This window comes from Butyrivibrio sp. NATIVEDY162 (genome assembly GCF_045999815.1).
Classification (GTDB): Bacteria; Bacillota; Clostridia; order Lachnospirales; family Lachnospiraceae; genus Butyrivibrio.
Map to the genome: position 1 here is coordinate 408,557 of NZ_CP172574.1, position 23,628 is coordinate 432,184.

Annotated in this window: 30 protein-coding genes; 3 read left to right on the forward strand and 27 right to left on the reverse strand. The window is 41.0% G+C overall.

Annotated elements, in window-relative coordinates:
* Nucleotides 1-6 precede the first annotated feature (6 nt).
* From ACHCNF_RS18005 to ACHCNF_RS18030, 6 genes are all read right to left on the reverse strand, one after another.
* On the reverse strand, nucleotides 7-1,185 hold the full coding sequence (locus tag ACHCNF_RS18005) for a hypothetical protein (RefSeq protein WP_408072420.1): 1,179 nt from the start codon (nucleotides 1,183-1,185) through the stop codon (nucleotides 7-9).
* 256 nt (nucleotides 1,186-1,441) lie between these two features.
* On the reverse strand, nucleotides 1,442-2,368 hold the full coding sequence (locus ACHCNF_RS18010; protein WP_408072421.1) for an alpha/beta hydrolase: 927 nt from the start codon (nucleotides 2,366-2,368) through the stop codon (nucleotides 1,442-1,444).
* Between the two features lie 171 nt (nucleotides 2,369-2,539).
* Nucleotides 2,540-3,055 (reverse strand): hypothetical protein, encoded by a 516-nt coding sequence (locus tag ACHCNF_RS18015; protein WP_408072422.1) that lies wholly within the window; start codon nucleotides 3,053-3,055, stop codon nucleotides 2,540-2,542.
* A gap of 110 nt (nucleotides 3,056-3,165) precedes the next feature.
* The gene (locus ACHCNF_RS18020; RefSeq protein ID WP_408072423.1) at nucleotides 3,166-3,969 is read right to left on the reverse strand and encodes a hypothetical protein; all 804 of its coding nucleotides are present in this window, start codon (nucleotides 3,967-3,969) and stop codon (nucleotides 3,166-3,168) included.
* 47 nt (nucleotides 3,970-4,016) lie between these two features.
* Nucleotides 4,017-4,493 (reverse strand): DUF4143 domain-containing protein, encoded by a 477-nt coding sequence (locus ACHCNF_RS18025; RefSeq protein ID WP_408072663.1) that lies wholly within the window; start codon nucleotides 4,491-4,493, stop codon nucleotides 4,017-4,019.
* Between the two features lie 39 nt (nucleotides 4,494-4,532).
* Nucleotides 4,533-5,939, reverse strand: coding sequence for an RNA-guided endonuclease InsQ/TnpB family protein (locus ACHCNF_RS18030; protein ID WP_408072424.1), 1,407 nt, complete (start codon nucleotides 5,937-5,939; stop codon nucleotides 4,533-4,535).
* Nucleotides 5,940-6,032: 93 nt separating this feature from the next.
* Here ACHCNF_RS18030 and tnpA (ACHCNF_RS18035) point away from each other — a divergent pair, with 93 nt between their 5' ends.
* Nucleotides 6,033-6,491: an IS200/IS605 family transposase gene (gene tnpA / locus ACHCNF_RS18035; protein ID WP_408072425.1), complete on the forward strand. Its 459-nt coding sequence runs from the start codon at nucleotides 6,033-6,035 to the stop codon at nucleotides 6,489-6,491.
* 112 nt (nucleotides 6,492-6,603) lie between these two features.
* On the opposite strand, the gene ACHCNF_RS18040 is transcribed toward tnpA (ACHCNF_RS18035), so the two are convergent.
* The 5 genes from ACHCNF_RS18040 to ACHCNF_RS18060 are packed head-to-tail and all read right to left on the reverse strand — an operon-like array spanning nucleotide 6,604 to nucleotide 8,502.
* Entirely contained in the window at nucleotides 6,604-6,924 is a 321-nt protein-coding gene (locus ACHCNF_RS18040) for a hypothetical protein (protein ID WP_408072426.1), read from the reverse strand.
* Nucleotides 6,925-6,941: 17 nt separating this feature from the next.
* The gene (locus ACHCNF_RS18045) at nucleotides 6,942-7,541 is read right to left on the reverse strand and encodes a DUF1349 domain-containing protein (protein WP_408072427.1); all 600 of its coding nucleotides are present in this window, start codon (nucleotides 7,539-7,541) and stop codon (nucleotides 6,942-6,944) included.
* Between the two features lie 2 nt (nucleotides 7,542-7,543).
* Nucleotides 7,544-7,837 carry an SDR family oxidoreductase gene (locus tag ACHCNF_RS18050; protein WP_022761152.1) on the reverse strand — a complete coding sequence of 98 codons (294 nt, stop codon included), beginning with the start codon at nucleotides 7,835-7,837 and terminating at the stop codon, nucleotides 7,544-7,546.
* Nucleotides 7,838-7,844: 7 nt separating this feature from the next.
* A complete protein-coding gene (locus ACHCNF_RS18055) occupies nucleotides 7,845-8,306 on the reverse strand; it encodes an HD domain-containing protein (protein WP_026498107.1) in 462 nt (153 codons plus the stop codon).
* Nucleotides 8,307-8,352: 46 nt separating this feature from the next.
* Nucleotides 8,353-8,502, reverse strand: a complete 150-nt coding sequence (locus ACHCNF_RS18060) for a hypothetical protein (RefSeq protein WP_175475238.1) — start codon at nucleotides 8,500-8,502, stop codon at nucleotides 8,353-8,355.
* Nucleotides 8,503-8,942: 440 nt separating this feature from the next.
* Between ACHCNF_RS18060 and ACHCNF_RS18065 the strand changes: the two genes are divergently transcribed.
* Nucleotides 8,943-9,290, forward strand: coding sequence for a hypothetical protein (locus ACHCNF_RS18065; RefSeq protein WP_022761155.1), 348 nt, complete (start codon nucleotides 8,943-8,945; stop codon nucleotides 9,288-9,290).
* A gap of 125 nt (nucleotides 9,291-9,415) precedes the next feature.
* On the opposite strand, the gene ACHCNF_RS18070 is transcribed toward ACHCNF_RS18065, so the two are convergent.
* The 15 genes from ACHCNF_RS18070 to ACHCNF_RS18140 all read right to left on the reverse strand — a co-directional run bounded on the left by ACHCNF_RS18070 (nucleotide 9,416) and on the right by ACHCNF_RS18140 (nucleotide 21,534).
* A complete protein-coding gene (locus tag ACHCNF_RS18070; RefSeq protein ID WP_091823552.1) occupies nucleotides 9,416-9,928 on the reverse strand; it encodes a YfcE family phosphodiesterase in 513 nt (170 codons plus the stop codon).
* Nucleotides 9,929-10,402: 474 nt separating this feature from the next.
* Nucleotides 10,403-11,536 (reverse strand): IS110 family RNA-guided transposase, encoded by a 1,134-nt coding sequence (locus ACHCNF_RS18075; protein ID WP_408072428.1) that lies wholly within the window; start codon nucleotides 11,534-11,536, stop codon nucleotides 10,403-10,405.
* A 338-nt stretch (nucleotides 11,537-11,874) separates the two neighbouring features.
* The gene (locus ACHCNF_RS18080) at nucleotides 11,875-13,002 is read right to left on the reverse strand and encodes a tyrosine-type recombinase/integrase (protein ID WP_408072429.1); all 1,128 of its coding nucleotides are present in this window, start codon (nucleotides 13,000-13,002) and stop codon (nucleotides 11,875-11,877) included.
* Nucleotides 13,003-13,325: 323 nt separating this feature from the next.
* The gene (locus ACHCNF_RS18085) at nucleotides 13,326-13,523 is read right to left on the reverse strand and encodes a hypothetical protein (RefSeq protein ID WP_207648579.1); all 198 of its coding nucleotides are present in this window, start codon (nucleotides 13,521-13,523) and stop codon (nucleotides 13,326-13,328) included.
* A gap of 344 nt (nucleotides 13,524-13,867) precedes the next feature.
* Nucleotides 13,868-14,179, reverse strand: a complete 312-nt coding sequence (locus ACHCNF_RS18090) for a type II toxin-antitoxin system PemK/MazF family toxin (protein ID WP_408072430.1) — start codon at nucleotides 14,177-14,179, stop codon at nucleotides 13,868-13,870.
* A complete protein-coding gene (locus ACHCNF_RS18095) occupies nucleotides 14,176-14,418 on the reverse strand; it encodes an AbrB/MazE/SpoVT family DNA-binding domain-containing protein (RefSeq protein WP_022761160.1) in 243 nt (80 codons plus the stop codon). Before ACHCNF_RS18095 ends, ACHCNF_RS18090 begins: the two co-directional genes overlap by 4 nt.
* A 113-nt stretch (nucleotides 14,419-14,531) precedes the next feature.
* Nucleotides 14,532-14,990, reverse strand: a complete 459-nt coding sequence (locus ACHCNF_RS18100; RefSeq protein ID WP_408072431.1) for a GNAT family N-acetyltransferase — start codon at nucleotides 14,988-14,990, stop codon at nucleotides 14,532-14,534.
* Nucleotides 14,987-15,673 (reverse strand): hypothetical protein, encoded by a 687-nt coding sequence (locus ACHCNF_RS18105; RefSeq protein WP_408072432.1) that lies wholly within the window; start codon nucleotides 15,671-15,673, stop codon nucleotides 14,987-14,989. Before ACHCNF_RS18105 ends, ACHCNF_RS18100 begins: the two co-directional genes overlap by 4 nt.
* A 49-nt stretch (nucleotides 15,674-15,722) precedes the next feature.
* Nucleotides 15,723-16,685, reverse strand: coding sequence for an alpha/beta fold hydrolase (locus ACHCNF_RS18110; protein ID WP_408072433.1), 963 nt, complete (start codon nucleotides 16,683-16,685; stop codon nucleotides 15,723-15,725).
* Nucleotides 16,672-17,403: a glycerophosphodiester phosphodiesterase gene (locus tag ACHCNF_RS18115; protein WP_408072434.1), complete on the reverse strand. Its 732-nt coding sequence runs from the start codon at nucleotides 17,401-17,403 to the stop codon at nucleotides 16,672-16,674. The genes ACHCNF_RS18110 and ACHCNF_RS18115 overlap by 14 nt, the downstream gene beginning before the upstream one ends.
* A 16-nt stretch (nucleotides 17,404-17,419) precedes the next feature.
* Nucleotides 17,420-18,898 carry an MFS transporter gene (locus ACHCNF_RS18120; protein WP_408072435.1) on the reverse strand — a complete coding sequence of 493 codons (1,479 nt, stop codon included), beginning with the start codon at nucleotides 18,896-18,898 and terminating at the stop codon, nucleotides 17,420-17,422.
* Between the two features lie 123 nt (nucleotides 18,899-19,021).
* On the reverse strand, nucleotides 19,022-19,177 hold the full coding sequence (locus ACHCNF_RS18125) for a hypothetical protein (RefSeq protein ID WP_408072436.1): 156 nt from the start codon (nucleotides 19,175-19,177) through the stop codon (nucleotides 19,022-19,024).
* Between the two features lies 1 nt (nucleotide 19,178).
* On the reverse strand, nucleotides 19,179-19,922 hold the full coding sequence (locus ACHCNF_RS18130) for an HAD family hydrolase (protein WP_408072437.1): 744 nt from the start codon (nucleotides 19,920-19,922) through the stop codon (nucleotides 19,179-19,181).
* A gap of 5 nt (nucleotides 19,923-19,927) precedes the next feature.
* A complete protein-coding gene (locus ACHCNF_RS18135) occupies nucleotides 19,928-20,086 on the reverse strand; it encodes a hypothetical protein (RefSeq protein WP_408072438.1) in 159 nt (52 codons plus the stop codon).
* Between the two features lie 41 nt (nucleotides 20,087-20,127).
* Entirely contained in the window at nucleotides 20,128-21,534 is a 1,407-nt protein-coding gene (locus tag ACHCNF_RS18140; RefSeq protein WP_408072439.1) for an RNA-guided endonuclease InsQ/TnpB family protein, read from the reverse strand.
* Between the two features lie 92 nt (nucleotides 21,535-21,626).
* Between ACHCNF_RS18140 and tnpA (ACHCNF_RS18145) the strand changes: the two genes are divergently transcribed.
* Nucleotides 21,627-22,085, forward strand: coding sequence for an IS200/IS605 family transposase (gene tnpA, locus ACHCNF_RS18145; protein WP_408072440.1), 459 nt, complete (start codon nucleotides 21,627-21,629; stop codon nucleotides 22,083-22,085).
* Between the two features lie 266 nt (nucleotides 22,086-22,351).
* Here the strand turns inward: tnpA (ACHCNF_RS18145) and ACHCNF_RS18150 are convergent, their stop codons facing one another.
* On the reverse strand, nucleotides 22,352-23,617 hold the full coding sequence (locus tag ACHCNF_RS18150) for a carboxylesterase family protein (protein WP_408072441.1): 1,266 nt from the start codon (nucleotides 23,615-23,617) through the stop codon (nucleotides 22,352-22,354).
* Nucleotides 23,618-23,628: the final 11 nt, after the last annotated feature.

The following is a 23,628-nucleotide window of genomic DNA, read 5'->3' on the forward strand; positions in this document are numbered from 1 at the left end:
GTATCATCATCTCACAATGACTTTCTTTACTTTACTCCAATCACCGGAGAGGCCGTTGCTATCAAGAGCTCGTACTCTGATATAAGCCTTGCCGGTTTTGCTGAATTTAAGTTTGTAATTATGCTTTCCGGCTTTCACGGTTTTGGTAACCAGATTCTTTGAAAACTTCTTACTTGTGGAAATCTGAATTTCATAGCCTGAAGCCTCAGTCTGCTTTTTCCAGCTGATAGCAACCTTTTTGTTTCCTAAAGAGTTCGCCTTGAGCTTCCCAATCTTTTTAACATTTGCAGAAGACGGAGCGGCACTATCAACAGTCTTTGCTGAGGTTTCATTTGAAGAAGGCACTTCTTCCCATTTTACCTGATATCTTCCGGTATGATGATGACCTTTTCCCTCCTGATCTGTCCAGCTGCAGGGCATTACTTTGATATAATTCACGCCGGCCTTTACAGCGACATCAGCTGTTGCGGTTCTTGGTGCAGCTTCAGATGCGGAGAGCATGCTTACTTCGCGAACGCAGCTGGGGGTTGAATCCCATACTGAAAATTCTGAGTTTGCAATTTTTGTTGTGAAGGTAACTCTGATCGTCATATCCTTAGAGGCATTAAACTTATAAAAATCTAATGCATCATCAACTGAAAAGAAGCCTGTAACAAGTGCTTTTTCCTGGAGATTCATGGCTGCTTCGAATTTATTATTCGGTTCAGCTTCGTTATTTTCAGCAGGAACAAAGTTGGCCTTAAGGCGATAATCTCCGGGATTATAGTCGTACCATCCTGCAACCTTAACCCAGTAGGTACCCTTCTCCAGTGCAAGCGTGGTGGTATGTGTTTTAGGATTGTTCTTTGATGCGCCTGTCACTCCGATATCGCTGTACATTTTTGTATTATCATAGCTGGTGATATAGTAGGAAGACTGCCTGATTGTAAGAGACTGATATGTTACTGTTAAAAATCCGGCTGAATTTAAAACAACCTTGTAGTAGTCCTTTGTGCTTTCCGGAACGTGGCCGTTTACCCACTTTCCGTCAGTCGGAAGTGTTGAATAAACTCCGTCCTTGGCGGATACCTTTCCGGTGCCATCTATTTTACCTGTTGGTAATGATAGCGAGATGGCTGCTGCAATAGTACACGCAATCAGTCTTTTTAGATTTTTCTGAAGTACTTGTTTGATATTTTTCCCCATGTGTTTTCCCTCCAATAAAAATTTTTCATACCGATACATAATACCATAAATACGTGGATTTTTGCATCCAAAGAAAAATTTACATCGGAGCTTTCCATGGACACACATCTTGTTTACACCATCCCGAAGACTTTATCCGAATATCTTTTCTTTTACTGCAAGAGCCCACACTTTTTTCTTGTACTTAAACGGCAGATACAGACAGTACAGTCCACATCCAAAAATAGTCACCAATAATTGTCGGATCCTTACTTTGTTATTTCAGGAAAACATTTTTTCTGATCCAGGCAACTCTTCTGTCCAACGAATCCCTAACCATACTGCTCTTTAGTGCCACTTCAAACCCATGGCAGGTACCTTTGATTTCATGTACTTCGACAGAAATACCTTCTGCCTCCAGCTTCTTTGCAAAAGATATGCCATCATCATGAAGAGCGTCAAATTCTGCAACTTCTATATAAGTAGCAGGGAATCCAGCAAAAGAGCCAGCTTCCATCGGAGAAGCATATTCTATAGGTTGCGGAAGCCCGTTTATCAGCATTTCATCCCAATACATCTTCGCAAGGCCTGCATCCAATACGGGTGTGTCTGTATATTTTCTCATAGACTCAGTATTCATACGTCGATCCAGCGCAGGATATACCATGAGAACTCCTGCAGGAAGGATTTGGTCCCTGTCTCTAGCCATGAACACAACTGCAGCTGCAATATTCCCTCCTGCACTATCTCCGGTAACAATTATCCTATGCTCATCGATGCCCAGCTCTGCAGAATTAAGAATTGCCCATTCATATGCACTGTAGCAATCTTCAACCGCATAAGGAAATCTGTATTTTGGCATCAGCCTGTAGTCTGGCATTATTACTTTACAATTCACCTTCTCTGCATACCATTTTGCAAACTGATAGTGTGCACCGGCAGCTTTTAGAATCAAACCTCCACCATGAAAAAACATAATACATGGGAGCTTTTCATCTGTATTCTTAGGTTCAATCACAAGAGCAGGCAAATTATATCCTGCATACCCTGGAATAATGTGCCTCCGCACCGATACATTCTCGTCTGATCCGCAAGGAATCATACTCATAAAAATGTTCACGAATGGATAAACGTGAATATTGGGAAAAAGATGAGTCCTGGCGAGAAATTTAAGTTCTTTATCCAATGGATATTTAGCCTTCATTATCTACCTTCCTCAACATCTAACCAAAAGCCTGGCCAGTAACATGGTTTGCAATCGCTGGACTTAGTCCAGCCCTTCAGCAGGAGCTTGTAGATATTATCGCATCTTTAAAAATTTGATAATTATCGATTAACCCTTTACCAAATCAGTCAACGCGCTAAAATGAAGGATTCAGCCACCCTTCCCCTGAATAACTGCCCCATTTCCATATTCATCATAGACAGTCCTAATTGGATCACCAATAATGCACCCCGGGTAGTCATCTTCCATTCGAAGCACATTTCCGGATATCAGGAAATTTTTGTAATCGTAGTAATAAACAAATCTATCCAAGAATTCATAGGTGTGAGCCGAATACTTTACTCCATCAATATATACCGTTGTTTCTGTTTGTCCAAGAAAAAATAGGACGGCTGGGAGGTACATAAAGAATGCTCCAGCTACAAGTACTGCTACAGTTGCAATATAGGCAGCTGCCCTTGCGGCTTTATTAGATTGTCGTCGTATAAGCTGGATTATTCCGATGAGAATTCCAAGAAGCGCTATGACTACAAAGACCTGATATACAAAAACTCTGAACCTAAGATGAAGGAGAGCTAACGATCCTGATAAAAGAACGAATCCGATAATGACAAAAATCGTAATTGAAAAAATATGCTGTTTTCCCCATTTAAGAGCTTTTATCATACCGGTTCCCCCATTTTCGCCTATTTTCGATATAAGCATACCGCATTCCATGATATACATAAAGGCGAAAAAGCGCAAATTACGGCCCTGTATCAAAACTAAATTCGGTGTTAAAAAGAAACGCTCACAACCATCTCGTAATTATCATCCAGACCGCAATCTATATACGTATCAGTGACACTTTCAACCTTCCATCCTTCAGAGTACTGATCTGCTGACGTAAGGTTATCTGTGATATCATCAAGATCTATATAACCCTTACCTCTTGGCGCCATAATGATTTCATATTCAGCTTCGACGTCAGTATAATCGGATTTAAGGTTCCACTTGCCATCTTGATAATAGATAATCTTATGTGATTCCTCATAGACCATTCCATCAACTTTACCAAATGATGTAAGCTCTAGTCCGTTCACAGTCTCATCTGTATGATAATCAATCGTTACTTCTGTGATCTGGAAATCATATAAAATGTCATCTTCTACGCCTTCTATTCCGCTAACCGGAAAGAGCTGTGATACCTGACCATCATCAAATGTATAAGCATATATGATGTTGTATTCTGCAGCTGTATTGGCAAAATATGAACTGATAATGTAATCTTCCGTCCCATCATTATCAAGATCAACCATCTTAAGGTCTTCAATCTTATAATCTGAGCTGATTTCGAAGGTCTGAACACTTCCATCACTCATGTTAAAATAAACTTTATTATCTTCATCGCTATTTCCTGTAGGATCATAAGAATCGTCCCATGTAACTGAGTCTACAAGAAGATCTTCGCTGCTTTCTACGCGGTTTTCCTCAGTGGTATCATTAACCGCCGTGTCACTCTCTACTTTATTATTAGCAGTAGTGCAGCCACACAGAGCTGTAGTCATGGCTAACATAATAGCTAAAAATTTTTTCCTCATTATTATTCCCCCAAATCTTTCTCATCTATTATTTTAAAGCAAAAATATTAATTCTTCAGGCACCCTAGTGGAACAACATAAACACCATTTTCCATCTGATATGCAACCTTGTTCTTCGTTACAACCATGAGAAATGCAGGCTTTCCGGATTTTTCATAATCTATGTCATCTGCTATCCTGATCAGATTCTCAGCAGCCTGCTTAATATCCTCTTCTCCACCAAGTTTAACCTCTATAAGAGCCCATGATCCATCATTAAATTGTATTACCGCATCTGCTTCCCGCCTTTTTGAGTCACGATATTTATATACTCTTGCCCCTATCGTATCCACATAAACTCTGAGGTCATGTACCACCAATGACTCAAACAATAGCCCAAAAGTTGTAATATCTTTAAAGATGCCTTCAGGAGTGATTCCCAGAGCAGCTGCCCCAATTGATGGATCTGTAAAATGTCTTGTTTTTTTAGTCCTGATAGCTGTTTTGCTTCGCAGGTTTGGATTCCATGCCGGAAGTTCTTCAATGAACTACCGCCACCGACTCTGCGTCGGAAGAGGTTTCTGTTATGCCGCAGAGCGGCATGAAACTTTGGGATGCTTAACGCATCCCAAAGAACAGGGCATGTCCACTATGCCTCTATCCCATTGGGTTACCTTTGGGAATACTTTTCTTAAGATATTTGCAGCTCCGTTTATGTCTGCATTTGTTATTGTCCCATCGTAGTGCCTGTAGAGTCCACGCTTTATCCTTTTTCCCGAAAAAACATAGTCAGACTTCCTGCCCTTTTTATACACAGGGATCTCATCCATCGCAAGGAAATCCGCTTTGGATGTATAGCTCTCTTCTGTAAGCGCAAACATGATCCCGTATTCAGCAAGCTTATATCTTAGCATATCTGCAAATATCAGCATTGGTATCTGCACAAAATTCTGGTTACTGATATGCCCCATATCCGCTTCCTGTTTCTGGAATACGTTATGCCCCATCACTACTGCATCTACGTGGTTATCCCTCGCATAGTCTGCTAGCTGTCTGCTTATCTTATGGAACTCATCCTTTATGCGCCTGTTGCGTTTTTCTGTGAGCATGCTCATTTTTCTGGTACGGTATCTGTTATTGCACTTCATGGCACATGAGGAAAGCCGCCCCATTTCTTTATTGTAGAACTGGTTTACGGACTTTATCAGTCCGCCCTTTATCACAAACGGGTCTGCGCCAAAGTTGTTCGCTACAGCTGCTATATTGTCCGTACCCGGATCTATCGACATGACCCTTATATCGGAAATGTCATCTTTTGATGAAAGAAATTTAAGAACTTCCCGGTCATCCAAAGGCTCTATTCCCACTGTTAAGGCATCGATCACCACATCCATTACAAAGTCCTTACCATGTGGTTTTATCCGTACTTCCTTAAGTTTCCCCTGGGGGAAGTCCCTGCCAAGTCTTAAAGTCTTAGCTGTCCCGGGGAAACGTATAAAGGAATCTTCCTTTATCCTGCATATCTGATTCGTAAGGATGGCAGTCTTGTATTTTCCCTGGCGTACATAACCCGGCATACGGGGACGCCCTGTAAATGCAGATGGTGTCTTGGCGTACGTCTTCACTGCTTCAAAAAACGACTTGTAATCCCTAAGAAGGAGCTTAAGTATCTGCTGGTTAGCCTGAGATGGAATACCATAGTACGCCTTATCCCTGGTGGTCTTCAGAAGATAATCAAGGGCATTATAAGAAAGCCATGAACCAGCTGCATGATATTTTGTCCCTTCAAGGGTTTCACTTACAAGTTTATACACCTGCATCTGATTGGGAAAAAGAGGCCTGTAAGAGTCAAATGCCTCTATGGCAGAAGCATACTGTCGGATGATGAAATTCGTCCTGTTGTAAAGAACTGCAGATGCCCTGCAAATATCCTGGCAGTAACTGTATAGTGTGTTGTTTTTAGCTATTCTGTACTGCCTTGTCCTATACACAGTTGAGATTTCCTTTCCAAAAGCTTTATATTAGTATTATAGCATAATTTTCAAGAGTAATCAAAACATTTGTTCTTTTTAGAAGGAGCTTTTATGGATAACTACAGAAGAGGTTCACATTCAGTTTACCTGCTTACCTATCATATCATTTTTGTCACTAAATACAGGAAAAAAGTGATAACCGATGAGATGGGGGATTTCATGAAAAATCACGCCGCTTATCTGTGTGGAAGGATGAACTGCGATATGCTTTCTGCCGAGACAGATGAGGATCATATACACATGCTTATCTCCATGCCTCCGGATGTTGCTCCGGTAAAACTGATCAACACCTTAAAGTCCCAGCTCTCTAAAGAAGTCAGGATCAAATATCGTGAACATATAGAAAAATTTCTGTGGGGAGATGCTCTTTTCTGGAGCAGGAGTTATTTTTGCGCCACAACCGGATCCGTTTCACTTGAGACAGTGAAAAAATATATAGAAAGCCAGCGCACGGATGACCACAAAAGAAAATATGAAAAAACAGGGAGATACAGCAAAGTAAAGCGCTGAGGGTCAGTGATTCATCCCCCACCGACTATGTCGGAAGGAGTTTTCTCGCCGATACATCATAATCTGTACATGTACAAAATTGGCTTAGATTCTCCATTTTATTCCTTTCCACTTACACTATAAGCGATTTTCCCATCTCATAGGCCTTTTTGCATTCCTGCGGAAATACTGTCTCATGCCGTTCTTTCTTATGTTCAGGATCAAAGAAGGACCATTCCCAGTCAGTTTTACTGTAATCATTTAGCTGTAATGTATCTCCACTTACAAGTACAGTAGTAGGACCAACGAATTTATCGAGGGTATCCTTGTAACTGTTTAGTAGTTCTGTATAAGCCGTATCAGGTGCATTACTGGTCATTATAAGGAGAACTGGTATCACGTTCTTATTACAGCACGGTGTTTCAGCATTTACAACTACAATCCTCTTTGCCATCCTCCTACCTCCTTAAGTTAATCCGGCTGCTGTCCGTCATGCGCCTTCCAGACACATTCTGTTATCTGCATATCACTAAATACAGCCGTAAATGATGAATCTTCCGGTGAACATGCATATATACCAAACTGTATCTCACCACCACCCTTTTCCATATGGCAGATTCTCATCTGCTTCCACGTTTCTCCATTATCAGAGCATTCTATACAATAATCATCTTCCCTTCTGCTGAAGCGGTACCACATGGATTTAATATCCGCGGGGATTTCTGTAGTAGCCCAGTCTGAATACCCATTATTTGTTACAACGCTCCCAAGGTGCTGGAATCTATCATTTTCATATTCTACAGATCCCTTGATCCAGTTATCGCTGTCCAGATACATAACTATTCCGCATTGATCGAATCTATGATGGCTATCCTCAAAGCTAGTCTTTACTACAAAGCTAAAGAACTTATCACTAGTCTTCATCTGATATACAGGGGCATTATCATTCCGGAAATGATAATAAGTTCTCTGCCACAAATCTGTATGAGGAAGTGTGGTAACAGAAATCGTGCCATCCTTTATCTCAATACTCTTTGGCTCTCTTGTCCATCTAAATTCATTCAGATCCATCGTTATTCTCCCTTACTGTAATTCCAACCATGTTCTCCGTGATATATCATAAGTTTTGTCATTCCACCATCAATGCAGATATTCTCTCCATTAGTGAAACCTGCTTTATCTGAACACAGAAACATCACCATCTCTACTATATCTTCCGGCTTTCCAACTCGCCCAACAGGCTGCTGAATAGCATCAGGTCCTGTTATGTCAGAGCCAGTTATATCGATCCATCCAGGAGATATACTGTTAACTCGAGCTTTTCCTGCAAGACTTCCATCCCTTGTATATACATCTATGTATTCCATGAAATGGTCACAGCCCCAATTCTTTGCAGAGAGCGTCATATCTCTTCTGCTCTTTTTCTTTTACAGGCTTCGATGAATCTTTAAAGCAGTGGTCGATAACATCTGCATCCTTTAGAAGCTCATCCATCGGAGAATCTGTCACAAGTTTATCATCGTGATGATATATTGCAGAACAAATGATATCAGTTTCTTCTTTTGAAGTGATGCTAAGTTCTTCAAGGACCTTTCTTGCCAGATCTGCTCCGAGATGGGCGTGATCATCGTAAGACCCACTCTTATATGCATGAAGATCGTGAAGCATTCCTGATATAGCACCTAATTCCTCATTAAGTCCGCGCTTCTTTGCGAGAATTGTTGCCGCAAGTGATACGCCGTAAAGATGAGCTGTTGCGCTAGTCCTTTTGTCTGAGTCAGTAATGTTAGCAAGTTCCTTGTCGATATATGTCCTCAAATCTTTTAATCTACTCATGTTTACCTCCAGATACTATGACTCTTTTCCTAATAACTTGGTATTATTACATTTCATCTTCTGTTTCACAGGAGCGGTCTATGATAAAATTCCTTGCATCCAGCTCCTCTTCTTCTCCAAAAAGATTGAGTTGCTTTGCTCCCTGTATCATTTTGTTATACTCATTCTGCTCTTTTTCAGATAGTTCTCTTGCCAAAGATAAATTTCCTGCCGGTTAAGAGTTGCAAAGTGCTCTTTTATTATATTCCCTTATTGATTAATAGGCGAGACCAGACAATGCTGAGTTCTGGAACGTCTCGGCATCACCTGGCCTCTGTTGTTTTCTTATGTGTGGGTAAAGGTGTTCCTTTCCCTGTATCAATATTTTAAGATGTCCTAAGCTCGGATTTATATCAGCAAAAGTACCAAAAACAGCCGTTACTGAAAGATATATTCAAACTGAGTTTCAAATTGAAGTAGTTGAATGAACAACTTATCCTGAGAGCGTATTTAATCATACTTCACTTAGCGATCCAAGGGAAATTACACGGATCACAAAAATTTAAGAAAGTGTTCTATTGCAAGATGAGCAATTCAGGGTTATTATTAATGAACATAAGTTCGAGAACATACATTCGCTATTATGAGGAATTGCTTATGGAAAAGAATTATACGATTTATGCCGTGGATTTTGATAATACGCTCTGCTACTCAGCTTGGCCGGAACTCGGAGATCCCAACATCCTACTAATTGAGTATTTGTTGAAAGAAAAGGCTGCTGGAAACAAGCTGATTCTCTGGACATGCAGAGCTGGAAAACCTCTTTCAGATGCCATTAAGTGGTGCAGGGATTACGGACTTACTTTTGACGCGATAAATGACAATTTGCCGGAAGTTGTAGAGTTTTACGGCAACAATAGCCGGAAGATTACCTGTGATATTTATATTGATGACAGAAACGCATACATAGATCCGGACGGCAAGCTTCAGGGAGTTGCGATATAAGTCTCCTTCATGCGTGCAGCCCAAAATAGAATTAGGAGTTTTTTATGAGCAGGATTATTGATGAAGTTGATGTTATCTATAAGGTACCGTCACTGTGGCAGGATCCCGGTGGCGGTGCTTTGGGGTTATAGATCCTCTCCTATTTCTTTGATTTCTGGGATAATCTCGTAGTCATCCGTAACTGTTATAACTGCATATGTAGGTTTGTCACCTGTGACCTGGGGATAGCAGATACTTCCGGGGTTTACTAGAGTAATGCCGGCTTCCTTATCCTTTACTATCTCTGCATAGTGGCTGTGACCAAAAAGGACAAGATCAGCGCATCTTGACTTGGCTGCTTCCTTTAAGGTCTTAAGGCTTTCCTCATATTTTACGTTGTAGGCATTTCCGTGCGTTGCCCATACGCTTAAGAAACCTACCTTGAATTCTTCATCAGTGGGAAGGCTGTTTCCAAAGTCGCAGTTACCCCGGACTATCTTTACCTCATAAGGCGGATTTTCTCCCGTTATGGAAGAAATGGAGTCCTGGATATCTCCGCAGTGGACGAGGATATCAAAGGGTGATTCTTTTTCGATAGCCTTTTTAGCATATCCCGGATAGCCATGTGAATCTGATATTACAAGGATTTTTACGTTCATAGTGATATTTCCTGTTCATTATGATTTGCTCTTATCTTATTTCAGCCCCTCTGTTATGAAGTGACCGTTGTCAAGAGGGAAAACATTTCTAACTTTTCTCCTTGGCTAGCCACATTTGTTATTGTCTGATAGCATCTGGAAAGAGCCATTTTAACAGTCTCCGGCATGTAGCCACTCTGTTATTCGTGGATTGGTTACCAACAGGCTAATGGTTCGCCGAGAGTCTTGCTATCTAAAATCGTGGATCACAGTTTCCTGTGCGCACATAGGGGGTTCGCAATTAACTCGAACCGTCATGTTTATTGGCTCCTTCCAGATGCTATCAGCTTATTCATTTGTTATATCGGGCAGAAATCTGCACTCTGTTGCTGATTTCTGCTTGACTACCTATATCATTCGGATGGATGTCTGTCCAGGGCTTTAGCCGCGAAGCGGTGCGTAGCACCCTTGACAGGCATGCAGAAGAATGATTCTTTATTCCACTGTTACACCTATGTTATCAGTCATCATTCCCCACACAAAGCATGCAAGTTCACGTGCAATAGCTGCCACGGCAACATTTCTCTTTTTACCATGCCGTATCAACCTATAGTATTTACTCCTCAGCCGTGTATTAGCCTTATCAGCATATGCGATAGTTTCTGCACTATTTCCCTGTTGTCTCTGCTTTAGCACTTTAGACTTATGTCCTATAGCCCCTTTGCAAATGCCTCCTGATGCTTCTACAAGCAGTTTTCTCAGGTGACTGTTACCAGCTTTTGTAATTCCTAATCGGTTGATTTTTTCTGCACTGGAGAATTCTCCAGGTGCTAATCCAAGATATGCAGCATAAATATTTCCCTTTGCAAATCTTTTAAAGTCTCCGGTTTCAACTATTAGCGAAAGCGCTGTATGAGTCTGTATTCCAAGAAAACATTCCAACTTTTTAACTTTCTCTGAATATCTGGCTTGAGATGCTATTTCTTCAATCCTTGCATCAAACCTTTCTATCTTAGCTGTCTGTTCGTCATAAGATGCCATATACTCGTTCAAGGTTTCCTGATACATTGATGACAGTTCAAGTTTTTTAAGCCATTTGATATGAGCTATCGTCCATTTTGTTCCTTCGTATTGATATCCATGGCGCAAGCAAAAAGCGTTGATCTGCTGTTTTACTTTCTTTAATGCCTGCTTATGATCATCACGCATTCTCAGATATTCTTTTACTGAATCATCATCTTCTGTTGGAATATATACTGCATGGTATCCGCCATATGATAAGCATTGAGCAATCATAAGCGCGTCTCTGCTGTCAGTTTTAATACGCTGTCCCTGTTGAGTAAGCATTGTCGTTGGAGCAAGAATAACGCATTTCACTCCTGCAGATGTAAGCTGGTTATATAGTGAATAGCCCAAACAGCCAGCCTCATATCCACACTCAATATCATAAGTATCTTTAGCTCCCAGCTTGTGTTTAAGATTCTCTATAAACATGAGGATATTCTTGTAATCCGGTGTTACCTGGATATTTGCAAAAACACGATCCTCCGCTCCTATTACTGGCTCCATATCACATAGTGTGTAGTTTGAACTATGGACATCCATACCGATTTTTATTATTCTATTCATGGTGACCTCCCTTTGTATGTGGTAATTCCTGTTACCTTAGATTTTCGTCAAATCATTAGTTTACAGGTAAATCCACGTTGCTACAAATGTGAGGTCACTTCATATTATCTAAAAAGTTCTTTACGGTATCAGCCGCATCTCTTCCTTTTTGTTCCCAGTCAGTCGACTCTGCATACTCTCCAAGTTCGGCAGCTTTTTTATTGATCTTTTCTGCCAGGGCTGCGCCTGCCGCTTCAGGATCTGAATTATATATCTTTTCATTTGCTTTCTCGGCAAGTTCTTTTCCCCATTCCCCTGGATTATCTTTTATGTCCCTCTAGGATATTCATCATTTATTCCTATGATTTGCCCTCTAGTTGCAACTTGTATTCCTGCAAGGTATTCCTGGAGCTCTCAACTTCTTTTTCTACGGCCTTGGCATACACAGTGGTAGTGGTGACTGACGCGTGATTAAGCCTTTTTTGCACAAGTAACAGATTGTAATTACTTGCTTCATATAGTGACATTGCAAAGCTTGATCTGAGTTTGTGAGGAGATATGAGATGGGCTTTATTGGGAAGAGCAGCCTTCACATATTTCTTCACAAGCGTCTCAACAGCCCTGACACTGAGTCTTTCGCCCTTTGTGGTAGTAAATGCAGGTAGTTCGACCTCTGAGGTATAAGGGAATCTGGCTTTCTGTGATTCAAAATAGTCCCATAAATATCCTGCACATTCGTCAGAATAGTAGGCATCCTGCTGATCACCGCCTTTTCTGATGACAGTAACTTTCCCTTTATTCAGATCAAAATCGACTATATTGGTGTTAAGCATCTCGGATACACGAAGCCCAGTATCCAAAAGCAGCATAAACATTGCAGCATCGCGTTCTGCATATATGCTGTGATATTTACGCGTATTATCACCAAGTCCCGTGCCATTGATTACGGTATCAATCAGTTTCTTCTGTTCTTCAAAATCCAGATATATGAGTTTTTTCTTGGGAATATCAATTTTTCTGGATGCAAGGACGGGATTCATTGTGACCTTACCATTGCTCAAAAGGTATGAATAAAAAGCGGATATAGTGGCCTTTTTTCTCTTTAAAGTGGCTTCACTGGTTTCATCATTCTTTTTCTTCGGTCCTGTAAGGGAATTTTTCTTAGGCCGCATACTTTTTTCATATGCATCATCCGTTCTTTTAAATCTTTTATCCTTAGTATTTCGCAGCGTTGCGATGAAATTATCGATATCCTCGGGAAGAAGTTTTCCAAGATCATCCGTAGTAATATCGATCATTTTCTTATCACAGAATTCCGGGTGAAAATTGATCAGATATTCAAAAAACACGAAAATATCGCGGCTATATTCAAACATGGTTGCAGCTTTTCCGCGTCCGCTATATCTGTTTATAAAACTGACCACATAATCTGGCATATCTTCAAGTAGTTTTGCGGTTCTATCGGTATAATTTATTCCTTCAGACATATTATTAATCCCCATAAAATAACTGTTTTTCATCAAAAATGTCCTAATTTCATTTTATCATAATCCTATGTATGCGTAAAACTGTTCTTTTACGCATAGCTAACATATTCTTTTTTACCCAAGCTATTAATCGTAAAAGCTATCTAAACTTTTAGCTGATAGTTCACGAATATTTCTCGTTTATCATAATATAAGCCAATTCATGCCATGAAATGCTATAATATACCTATAGTGTGAATTTTTAATAAGGACAAATACTCTATGATGAAAAGCATTTCCGCTATCCGAGCATTAAAAAAATCCACACCGCAATATAACGGTTGTTATCGTAGCTGCTTTAGTATTTCCGCCTGTTCCTCTGCCGGCAGCTCAGAAAGGTATATGCAGTACTCATTTGGATATCCCCCGACAAACTTCATATGCTCCATACTTATCTGTTTCGGATCAGTAATCCATAACACCTGCTCTCCCCAGAAATCCTCTAGGTATTTTAGTTTTTCTCCCTTATAGATAATGTCCATCTGCAACACTTGAACCTAACCTTCCAATCCAATACTCATCCAGGTATCAACAACATCCCAGAAATTCTTTCCATATCCTGCTTGTATATATTGTATTTCTGTGAAAAATCAAGTATTTCCATCGTGATCTCCTCCGCAAGTAATCATAGAAATCATTGTATCACAGAGTCAAAGCAGGACGGAATGCAAAGAACATGCAATATTTGTGCAATATAAAAATAGTGACCACCTCTCACAGTGATCACCATTTTCCATTTTATCTTTCAAATATTACTCCAAGAACAACCCCGGGCATAAGAACCCCAACCATGTACTGCCATCTTTTCAGCGGAACATGACTACTATTAATCGTACTCAAAAATTCCCTGCACCGCATCCGATACATTCATAATGTCCTCATATGCAAGAAAATCAACTCTATTACACCCTCTTGCCCTAGGATCTATTGCTTTAAACTGCTCACAAATTACAGTTCCAGACTCACCCTTTTTCCCGCACACCGGAATATGTAAAGGCCCAGCGTGATTATTAGAAAGCATAGGGCATACATGAAATATACCTGTTGCCTTTATAAAAGCATTTTTGCTAACTATAACAAACAGCTGTCTTTTGAAACCTGTAATCTTTATAATATCCCCTTGATTAAACTCGCTCATAAAATCTCTCTCCCTACCGGTTCGCCCCAATCAAAATCGCAAACCGTTATTTCACCATTAAACTCTGCAAGTCTTTCTTCAAAAGTTTTATGAACAAACTGTTTTCTAAGAACAATACTGTCATTTTCTATTTCTATATCCAACACATCAGAAACCTTTAACTGCAATTTTTCCAAAATATCCTTAGGAATTCGTATTCCCTGGCTATTGCCCCAAGCCCTTATTGCAACCTGCTCCATGTGATCACCTCCTTTTATTGTATATACATTATACCGTATATACTCCATGTGTACAATCACCTGATATAGCCCCATAACTCATAATAATAATGAGATATGAGGGCTAGTTCATGCTAATTTATTTTGATTGTCATGTGATATTTCAATTTCATCTCTTCCATTCCGCATTCGATAAGGCCTGTATCTTCGAAACCTACGGACTTATATAAGTCTTTAGCCACTGTATTCCCCGGTACAACTCCGGTGTATATATCCGGCGGATTGAATTTTTCTTTTATATATTCAAGGCCCAATACAAGCGCCTGTCGCCCATACCCCTTATTCTGGTATCTATAATCGATAAGGAATTTCCACAAGGTATAATACTGCTTCACCTCGTAATAGCCCATCATGATAAAACCAACTAAGATATCGTCTTCATAGACAGCAAACGGATAAGCATTTTCGGAATACACATATGCCTGGGCAAGCGATTCCGCAACAGTAGAAACAAAACTCTGCTGGTCTTCTCTTACAGAAAGTTCTATCAATTCTTCGATATTATCCCGTGTAACGGATTCTAAATGGATCATAACCTCAAACCGCCTTTATTGTATTCCTTTACTTCGCTTCCACCCCACTCAACAACGGTAAACCCGTTTCTGGAAGGAGTGATTATTTCTTCAGGCTGAGCAATTTCCACAGGGTTGTCACAACCTGTATATGTCATATATACACGGATCAGCGTGTCCGGAGAAGGATTTATCAAAAGCTTTGCTTTCTCCAGATACTGTGAGTTATCAAAAGAAATCAGATTATAGCTGTTCTGGCTAAGCCTTGGAAGCCAGAAAGTGATGAAATGGTCTTTTTCCTTGTCGGTCAGTCCCAGCGCGGTTAGTTTATCTTCGAGGAAGGGGACGAGATCTTCCTTAGCCACACAGTCTCCGCTGGTAATGGTATAGTTTCCGTTATGAGTTCCTTCCCAGAAAAGGTAGCCATATTCCTTATCACTTATACTTATGGTACCGTCTTTATCAGCAATAAAATTCCATGTGTTATCTGATGAAAAGTCGGGATAAACCGTGGAAAATACTCCGTCATAGTCTATAGACGCAGATATTGCAGAATTGTCTTCCGTAGGATAGAAGTACATAACAGGTTTAAGATCTCCATCTTCATCGCTTGTTACTTCTCCTGAATTATTGCAAGCTGATAGCAGCATCGACATAGAGAAAATAAGAGCTGTTAGAATAACGTATGTTTTTGTTTTGCGCATAAATCCGACTCCTTTCCGTTAATATCCTGAATTTTAAATGGTTTCAATATCAATCCCTATCTATAATCTCCAGTACCTGCCTGAAATATTCATTACGCGTTTCTTCCTCTGCATTAAAAATCTCATGCCTCGAATCCTCAAAAGCAATAATCTTCGCACCGGGAACCTTCCCTGCAAATTCCGTATAACCATCGGAATCAATCAGATGGTCCTGACCTGCAGTAAATACAGTTATCGGCAGCGAGAGTCTTGAAGCATTTTTGAAAATCCTGTCATACACCTTATAGCTTGCCAGCCCCCAGCCAATGGAGGCGCCATAGGTCTGATAATGCTCGTCCTTTAATCGCATCTCAAACATATAGTCATAGCGGGCTCTGGACTTAGTACTGCTTGTCTCAAACACAGACACCCCATCAAAGTGCTTCTGCCCCGGCGCCATAGCTTTGCGCTTACCAAATAGAAATGCATAGATACTAAGCAGACTGCACACCAATTTCGAAGGAACCGACTTCATCTTAAGCATAGGAGAACTTAGAATAGCCTTGTCAAAATAACCCGGATATTTCTCGAGGAAAAGAGTACCCACAGCGCCTCCCATGGAATGCGCAATAAGAATTCGCTTCTTTTCAGGAGTAGCAGGCATAACCACCTTATCCATAAAAATATGAAAATCTTCGACATATGTATCGTAATCATCGATATAGACGACATCCGGCTCCTTCATCTTGCCCTCAGAGTAGCCGTGTCCTCGCTGCTCCGGGAAAAAGAACCCAAATCCGGCCTGGTACAGATACCAGACATACTCATGATATTTTCCGAAGAATTCACAAAAGCCATGAGCAAAGACAACTACCTTAGTCGCATTTTCAGGTATGGCAAAATAGTAATTAAGCGTAGCCCCGTCAAAAGACTGAAATTTTCCCTGTTTTACATGGGTCTTTCGAAACTCACTGTTTTCAGTTTTCATTATCCGGATGAAATCATCTTCACCCAGGAAATTAACCTTGTTCATAGATTTTCCTTGCCTTATCGGGATAGTTGGTAATTACGGCATTTACGCCCATATCACGGCATTTAATCATGTCCGCCTCTTTGTTGACTGTCCATACATTAACGTCAATCTCAAACATGTTGCAGTCATCCATAAAATCAGGATATTGCAGATTATAGAAAGCCGGATGGAGCGCATCTACTCCATTTTCTGCGGCGTATCCGGGCATGTTAAGATGGCCGTCCGCATATAGGAAACCAACCTTTGATTCAGGGCTTATATCCTTAATTTTCATCACTGAGTAATGGTTGAAAGAAGAATAGATAACTCTGTCCGAAAAGCCCTTTTTCTTCACAAGTTCGACGATTTTATCCTCCAGATCGGGATAGAATATCTCCCCGGTCTTGAGTTCGATGTTTATGGTAAGTCCTGTCGGTGCCAGTAAATCAAACACTTCTTCCATAGTGGGAATATGTACACCCTCATATGCCTGATTGCCATTACAAAAATCAAACTTAAGCAGTTCTTCATAGGTGTAATCCTTGATAAAACCTGCACCATTACTGGTTCTGTCTATGGTTTCATCGTGACAGACCACAATGATATCATCTTTTGTAAGCTGAATATCAAGCTCAACTCCGTCAGCTTTCATGTCTGCAGCCATTTTGAATGCGGGAAGTGTGTTTTCAGGCGCATAGCCACTGGCTCCGCGGTGAGCCCATATCAAAGGATATCTCATAGTTTTACCTTCTTTCTCATTTTTTATTTGAATTCTTTATATCCCACAGATTATCGTAAGCAAAACCCGTGACTTTCTCGCAGATACGCTTCTCTTCTTCTGTCGGAGCTGATGAATCTTCACCTTTTCTGCGGGCGATGTCCTTCTGAATTACTGCAAATTCTTTGCCGGTTATAGGGAAAATCACCGCCACAACAAACAGAAGTGTTATCAGAATTGCAGGACATATAATGAAAATCAGGGATATACCCTGCTGAGTTCCCAGAGACTGACGTCTGCCGCTGTTGGCGATCACTTCATCGTAACCTACCGCAGATAAAAGAATTCCGATTACTGCTGCAGATACGCCTGCGGAGATTTTTCTTATAAAGGTAGCCATACCCGAGACGATACCGGGTCTTCTGATTGAAGTGATAAGCTCGTCAACTTCAGCCATATCAGCCATTATCGCAAATATACTGGTGAGAGTCGCAGCGTTACCGATTCCGATAAGAGCTGTCAAAATCAGTATCAGAACAATACTTGCTCCTTCATAGGAAAAGGCCAAAAGTCCCAATGTTCCAAGGAGTCTTATGGGTGCTCCAATGAGTATTGTTGTTCTCTTGGAGGTTTTACTCATCACAGGTCCCCAAATCAGCATGCCGACAAGCTGCGAGATCAGAAGAACCGCCATCAGATAGGTAAAGTAACCGTTTCCATATCCGTTTAGAACATCATCCACATAATAAACAGCCATACCGGAAACAAAGTCCATTCCGCACTGTCCAAAGAGATAGAGACCAAGGAAAAGCCTGAAGGATCTGCTCTTTAAGACACTTACAGATTGCGGGAAGCTCTCGGCAAGAGTTGTGTTAATGGGCTCTTTTTTCTTTTCCCAGGTTCCAAAGAAAGTAACAAGTGATGTGCACAGGAAAAGAACGCTGAAAATAAATGCGCATTTCATATATAGTGATTTATTCAGCGTATCTGTAATTATGAATGTAGGTATGAGTCCGCACACCATGGATCCCAGGGTTGACCAGATCATGCGGCAGTTGGAGAATTTTGCGCGCATTGCATAGTCATCCATCATGTCAGGAAGCAGCCCGTAATATGGAACAAAAAGGATTGTAAAGCCCGTTGAAAACAGGCAGTACATAAACAGATAAAAGATATAAAGAATAACAGGTGATGTGGTCGGAATGCTCACCCATAGCAGAAGAAACGTAATCGCCGAAGCAAAAGCACCAATAAGAATATAAAATCTTTTAGGTCCGAATTTTGAGGTGGTTCTGTCAGTGATATTCCCCATCATGGGGTCTGTGATGGCATCCCACACTTTTCCCACAAGCGGAATCGTACCTGCAAGGGCTGCAGGCATACCAAGAGCCTTGGTCATAAATACCGCAAAAAACGTGTTGATGATGACAAAAGCTCCCCCGTTATAAAACTCCGCCATGCCAAACATCATTCTGTGAAGAAAATTATAATTTGGTTTTCTCCCGTAATACTCCATATGCTTCCCCCTAAACCTTTCTCTTTTTCATATTGTATGTAGAACATTCCTATAGGTGATGTTCTACTAATATATTTTATATCAAAAAAGGCGGACTGCATATTTGGAATTGATGCTTAGCAGTTAACTCCTGGCATTTTCCTTAGTCATGATCTCTTTGAAAATGCCACCCAAAACATCCTTATATCCTGCAAACGGATAGCTGTTTTCTTCGTCAGAAAGTCCCACAGCTTCATCATATCCGTCCGCCCATAAATCAAAACCTTTGTTATCTAACACTTTATCTTCTCCTCAATAAACTCATAATATTTCCGTCATCAACAATATTGACTCTATCAGTATCCGCATGGCATATCTTAAGATCTCGCTGTATTTCCTTCTGTGTATGAGCATAGGTATTCAGGTAGATTGCATCAATACCGGCGCCAGTTGCAACGCCCACATCCGCAAGAACTTCATTGCCGATCATTACCGATTCATCTTTCTTTAAGCCGTGTTTTTCAAGAAGTTCAAGAAGAAACCTTTTATCAGGCTTCTTTACACCCATGTCGGATGAAATGAAGATGTCGTCAAAAAAGTTGGTGAGATTTGTGTCCTCAAGCTCCTTCTCTGTAAATAGTCTTTGAGCATTGGAAAGGAGGAATACTTTTCCTCCGGATTTTTTTATGGCTGTTAAAGTCTCAGCCACACCTTCATATTGTACAAGCTTGTCCCTGGATCTCTCCCTGAAGGTATTACAAAGAAGACGCATATCGGCATCAGAGCAGGGCTTGCCAATAAGCCTTTCCCATACCCATTCGATCTTTATTTCGGGGAACTTGCTTCCGTTTGCTTTAGCGAGCTTTTTTTCTTCATCTTTGCAAATTTTCAGGTAATCTTTTCTGAGTTTTTTTGCATCGTACTCACATGAGAAGTTCATTGCAAGATAATCCGCCATGAATTCCCACAGCTCCGGCTGCTCTTCGTCGGTATGTATGTCTATTAACGTTCCGTACAAATCAAAAATGTAATTTTTATACTTCATATCCATTACTGTCCTTTTAAACAATCTTTTCCGATTTTTCTTATCACATACAGTAAAAGCGTTAATGATACAGCCATCATTACAGCTTCCGTGGCAGGTTTTTCCTTGCTAAAGGTGTATATTCGTTTATCTTCTTTTTCTTCTTTTTCTTCTTTGTTTTCCATATGAACTGCCACCACCGACTCTGCGTCGGAAGAGGTTTCTGTTATGCCGCAGAGCGGCATGAACCTTTGGGATGCTTAGTGCATCCCAAAGAACAGGGCATGTCCACTATGCCTCTATCCCATTGGGTTACCTTTGGGAATACTTTTCTTAAGATATTTGCAGCTCCATTTATATCTGCATTTGTTATTGTCCCATCGTAGTGCCTGTAAAGTCCACGTTTTATCCTTTTTCCGGAAAAAACATAGTCAGCATTACTTCCCTTTTTATACACAGGGATCTCATCCATCGCAAGGAAATCCGCTTTGGATGTATAGCTCTCTTCTGTAAGCGCAAACATGATCCCGTATTCAGCAAGCTTATATCTTAGCATATCTGCAAATATCAGCATTGGTATCTGCACAAAATTCTGGTTACTGATATGCCCCATATCCGCTTCCTGTTTCTGGAATACGTTATGCCCCATCACTACTGCATCTACGTGGTTATCCCTCGCATAGTCTGCTAGCTGTCTGCTTATCTTATGGAACTCATCCTTTATGCGCCTGTTGCGTTTTTCTGTGAGTATGTTCATTTTCCTGGTGCGGTATCTGCTATTGCACTTCATGGCACATGATGAGAGCCGCCCCATTTCTTTGTTGTAGAACTGGTTTACTGACTTTATCAGTCCGCCCTTTATCACAAACGGTTCTGCTCCAAAGTTGTTCGCTACGGCTGCTATATTGTCCGTACCCGGATCTATCGACATGACCCTGATATCGGAAATGTCATCTTTTGATGAAAGAAATTTAAGAACTTCCCGGTCATCCAAAGGCACTATTCCCACTGTTAATGCATCGATCACCACATTCATCACAAAGTCCTTACCATGTGGTTTTATCCGTACTTCCTTAAGTTTCCCCTGGGGGAAGTTCCTGCCAAGTCTTAAAGTCTTGGTTGTTCCCGGGAAACGTATATAGGAATCATCCTTTATCCTGCATATCTGGTTCGTAAGGATGGCTGTCTTGTATTTTCCCCGGCATACATAACCCGGCATACGGGGACGCCCCGTAAATGCAGATGGTGTCTTGGCGTATGTCTTCACTGCTTCAAAAAATGATTTGTAATCCCTAAGAAGGAGCTTAAGTATCTGCTGGTTAGCCTGAGATGGAATACCATAGTATGCCTTATCCCTGGTACTCTTCAGAAGATAATCAAGGGCATTATAAGAAAGCCATGAACCAGCTGCATGATATTTTGTCCCTTCAAGGGTTTCACTTACAAGTTTATACACCTGCATCTGATTGGGAAAAAGAGGCCTGTAAAAGTCAAATGCCTCTATGGCAGAAGCATACTGTCGGATGATGAAATTCGCCCTGTTGTAAAGAACTGCAGATGCCCTGCATATATCCTGACAGTAACTGTATAGTGTGTTGTTTTTAGTTATTCTGTACTGCCTTGTTCTGTACACAGTTGAGTTTCCTTTTCCAAAAGATTATATTAGTATTATAGCATAATTTTTTAGAACAATCAAAACATTTGTTCTTTTCGGAAGGAGCTTTTATGGATAACTACAGAAGAGGTTCACATTCCGTTTACCTGCTTACTTATCATATCATTTTTGTCACTAAATACAGGAAAAAAGTGATAACCGCTGAGATGGGGGATTTCATGAAAAATCACGCGGCTTATCTGTGTGGAAGGATGGACTGCGATATGCTCTCAGCTGAGACGGACGAGAACCACATACACATGCTTATCTCCATGCCTCCGGACGTTGCTCCGGTAAAACTGATCAACACCTTAAAGTCCCAGCTCTCTAAAGAAGTCAGGATCAAATACCGTGAACACATAGAAAAATATCTGTGGGGAGATGCTCTTTTCTGGAGCAGGAGTTATTTTTGCGCCACAACCGGATCCGTTTCACTTGAGACAGTGAAAAAATATATAGAAAGCCAGCGCACGGATGACCACAAAAGAAAATATGAAAAGACAGGACGATATAGTAAAGCAAAGCGCTGAGGGTCAGCGATTCATCCCCCACAGACTATGTCGGAAGGAGTTTTCTCGCTGATATATCTTAAAAGCAGCTACAGATTTCTCCATAGCTGCTGTAATGTGCCGTAGTAAATTCTTATGCATATCTTGAATCAGAGATTCAAGAATGCCGCAAATAGGCCATTAAAAGTCGACTTCGTCGAAGGGCCTATTTGCCTCTCGTATCATGTTCTCACGAAATCCGCAGCTAGTGCGGATTTCTGTAATTTCATCTAAGAAGTCATGACCTCTTACTGCTGAAACAACCATTCCATAACTGCTATACAGTTATAGGCGTAATCAAATGAAGCCATATGGTATGTAGCTCCGCCTCCGGCGCCTCCACCATTTCCGCCCATCATTCCTTGAGGCTTCTCGCCGGTCATTTCCATTGCCGGCTTATCTTCACTTACATCTGAAGAAGCGTCTGTAGCAGCCTCGGGATTTGAAAGGCCTCCTTCTTCAGAAGAACTCATCTGCCCGCCGTTTCCTCTTTCGCCAAAGCTGCCATCTCCACCGCCCATGGGTGAATTGCCTGTTCCTGCATCAATTGTTCCTGTTTTCCAGGATATGAAGTATGCTCCTGTAGCTTCTCCACTGAATAATTCTGATGCAGCTGATGAAAGCTCATCTGCCGACCATGTTCCGTCCCATTGTGCATATGTGTAGGTGACGCCATCTGCGTCATATCTGGCCATAAGGTCCTGCGCTCCGGTCCATGCACTTGTATCATCTTCAGCTGCAAAATAAACGAAGGTCTGCCCCTCCAGATTTGAAAGAAGTTCTGTATCCCACTGACCATCAACAAACATACACGCAGCATATAAATCCGGGTATTCCGATGCAAGTATGAGTGTCGTCATGCATCCCATGGACTGACCTGTTCCATAGATTCTATCAGTATCTACTGCGTACTCATCTGACATGTAATCAATAAATCTCTTGGTGAGCTCAACATATTCTGTTGTGCTATATCCGTCATGGTCATCAAGAATTGTTTCAGGGTACGTTGGTACAGCTACTATGGTCGGATATACTGACTGCCATTCTGATGTTGCCCATACAAGACCACCAAGCCCCTGTGTAAGTGAATACTCCGCATCAGTTCCTGCAGTTGTTGAATCACCTATAAACACAACCATTGGATATTCTGCATTTTCATCATATCCTTCAGGAAGATACAGATTATAAGTTATAGAAAGACCCGTCTCCTCATCAGTATAAGTGAGCTGGTCAAAAAGATCTGTATATGTCTCCACAAGACTCTCTTCATCTTCAGCAAGTGTGTTACTGACAAGTCCCAGCTCTAACGTAGAACCGGTATCTGTAGTTGTTTCAGCTTCTGCAGCAGAATCTGAAGATTCTTCTTTTACCTCTTCAGAAGAAGCACTTGCTTCCTGGGTGCTTTCCGATGATACGGTCTGGGTACTATCTGCTTGCTGTGCCTGGCTTCCACAAGCAACTGCAGATACGGTTATCGCACATGTTGTCAAAATAGTTACTAATCTCTTGAACATTATAAAATTCC

Excerpts from the sequence above, each read along its gene's own strand:
- ACHCNF_RS18005 (WP_408072420.1), bottom strand. The coding sequence starts at position 1,185 with ATGGGGAAAAATATCAAACAAGTACTTCAGAAAAATCTAAAAAGACTG.
- ACHCNF_RS18010 (WP_408072421.1), bottom strand. The coding sequence starts at position 2,368 with ATGAAGGCTAAATATCCATTGGATAAAGAACTTAAATTTCTCGCCAGG.
- ACHCNF_RS18015 (WP_408072422.1), bottom strand. The coding sequence starts at position 3,055 with ATGATAAAAGCTCTTAAATGGGGAAAACAGCATATTTTTTCAATTACG.
- ACHCNF_RS18020 (WP_408072423.1), bottom strand. The coding sequence starts at position 3,969 with ATGAGGAAAAAATTTTTAGCTATTATGTTAGCCATGACTACAGCTCTG.
- tnpA (WP_408072425.1), top strand. The coding sequence starts at position 6,033 with ATGGATAACTACAGAAGAGGTTCACATTCAGTTTACCTGCTTACCTAT.
- ACHCNF_RS18040 (WP_408072426.1), bottom strand. The coding sequence starts at position 6,924 with ATGGCAAAGAGGATTGTAGTTGTAAATGCTGAAACACCGTGCTGTAAT.
- ACHCNF_RS18045 (WP_408072427.1), bottom strand. The coding sequence starts at position 7,541 with ATGGATCTGAATGAATTTAGATGGACAAGAGAGCCAAAGAGTATTGAG.
- ACHCNF_RS18050 (WP_022761152.1), bottom strand. The coding sequence starts at position 7,837 with ATGGAATACATAGATGTATATACAAGGGATGGAAGTCTTGCAGGAAAA.
- ACHCNF_RS18055 (WP_026498107.1), bottom strand. The coding sequence starts at position 8,306 with ATGAGTAGATTAAAAGATTTGAGGACATATATCGACAAGGAACTTGCT.
- ACHCNF_RS18065 (WP_022761155.1), top strand. The coding sequence starts at position 8,943 with ATGGAAAAGAATTATACGATTTATGCCGTGGATTTTGATAATACGCTC.
- ACHCNF_RS18070 (WP_091823552.1), bottom strand. The coding sequence starts at position 9,928 with ATGAACGTAAAAATCCTTGTAATATCAGATTCACATGGCTATCCGGGA.
- ACHCNF_RS18075 (WP_408072428.1), bottom strand. The coding sequence starts at position 11,536 with ATGAATAGAATAATAAAAATCGGTATGGATGTCCATAGTTCAAACTAC.
- ACHCNF_RS18080 (WP_408072429.1), bottom strand. The coding sequence starts at position 13,002 with ATGTCTGAAGGAATAAATTATACCGATAGAACCGCAAAACTACTTGAA.
- ACHCNF_RS18085 (WP_207648579.1), bottom strand. The coding sequence starts at position 13,523 with ATGGACATTATCTATAAGGGAGAAAAACTAAAATACCTAGAGGATTTC.
- ACHCNF_RS18090 (WP_408072430.1), bottom strand. The coding sequence starts at position 14,179 with ATGAGCGAGTTTAATCAAGGGGATATTATAAAGATTACAGGTTTCAAA.
- ACHCNF_RS18095 (WP_022761160.1), bottom strand. The coding sequence starts at position 14,418 with ATGGAGCAGGTTGCAATAAGGGCTTGGGGCAATAGCCAGGGAATACGA.
- ACHCNF_RS18100 (WP_408072431.1), bottom strand. The coding sequence starts at position 14,990 with ATGATCCATTTAGAATCCGTTACACGGGATAATATCGAAGAATTGATA.
- ACHCNF_RS18105 (WP_408072432.1), bottom strand. The coding sequence starts at position 15,673 with ATGCGCAAAACAAAAACATACGTTATTCTAACAGCTCTTATTTTCTCT.
- ACHCNF_RS18110 (WP_408072433.1), bottom strand. The coding sequence starts at position 16,685 with ATGAACAAGGTTAATTTCCTGGGTGAAGATGATTTCATCCGGATAATG.
- ACHCNF_RS18115 (WP_408072434.1), bottom strand. The coding sequence starts at position 17,403 with ATGAGATATCCTTTGATATGGGCTCACCGCGGAGCCAGTGGCTATGCG.
- ACHCNF_RS18120 (WP_408072435.1), bottom strand. The coding sequence starts at position 18,898 with ATGGAGTATTACGGGAGAAAACCAAATTATAATTTTCTTCACAGAATG.
- ACHCNF_RS18130 (WP_408072437.1), bottom strand. The coding sequence starts at position 19,922 with ATGAAGTATAAAAATTACATTTTTGATTTGTACGGAACGTTAATAGAC.
- ACHCNF_RS18135 (WP_408072438.1), bottom strand. The coding sequence starts at position 20,086 with ATGGAAAACAAAGAAGAAAAAGAAGAAAAAGAAGATAAACGAATATAC.
- tnpA (WP_408072440.1), top strand. The coding sequence starts at position 21,627 with ATGGATAACTACAGAAGAGGTTCACATTCCGTTTACCTGCTTACTTAT.
- ACHCNF_RS18150 (WP_408072441.1), bottom strand. The coding sequence starts at position 23,617 with ATGTTCAAGAGATTAGTAACTATTTTGACAACATGTGCGATAACCGTA.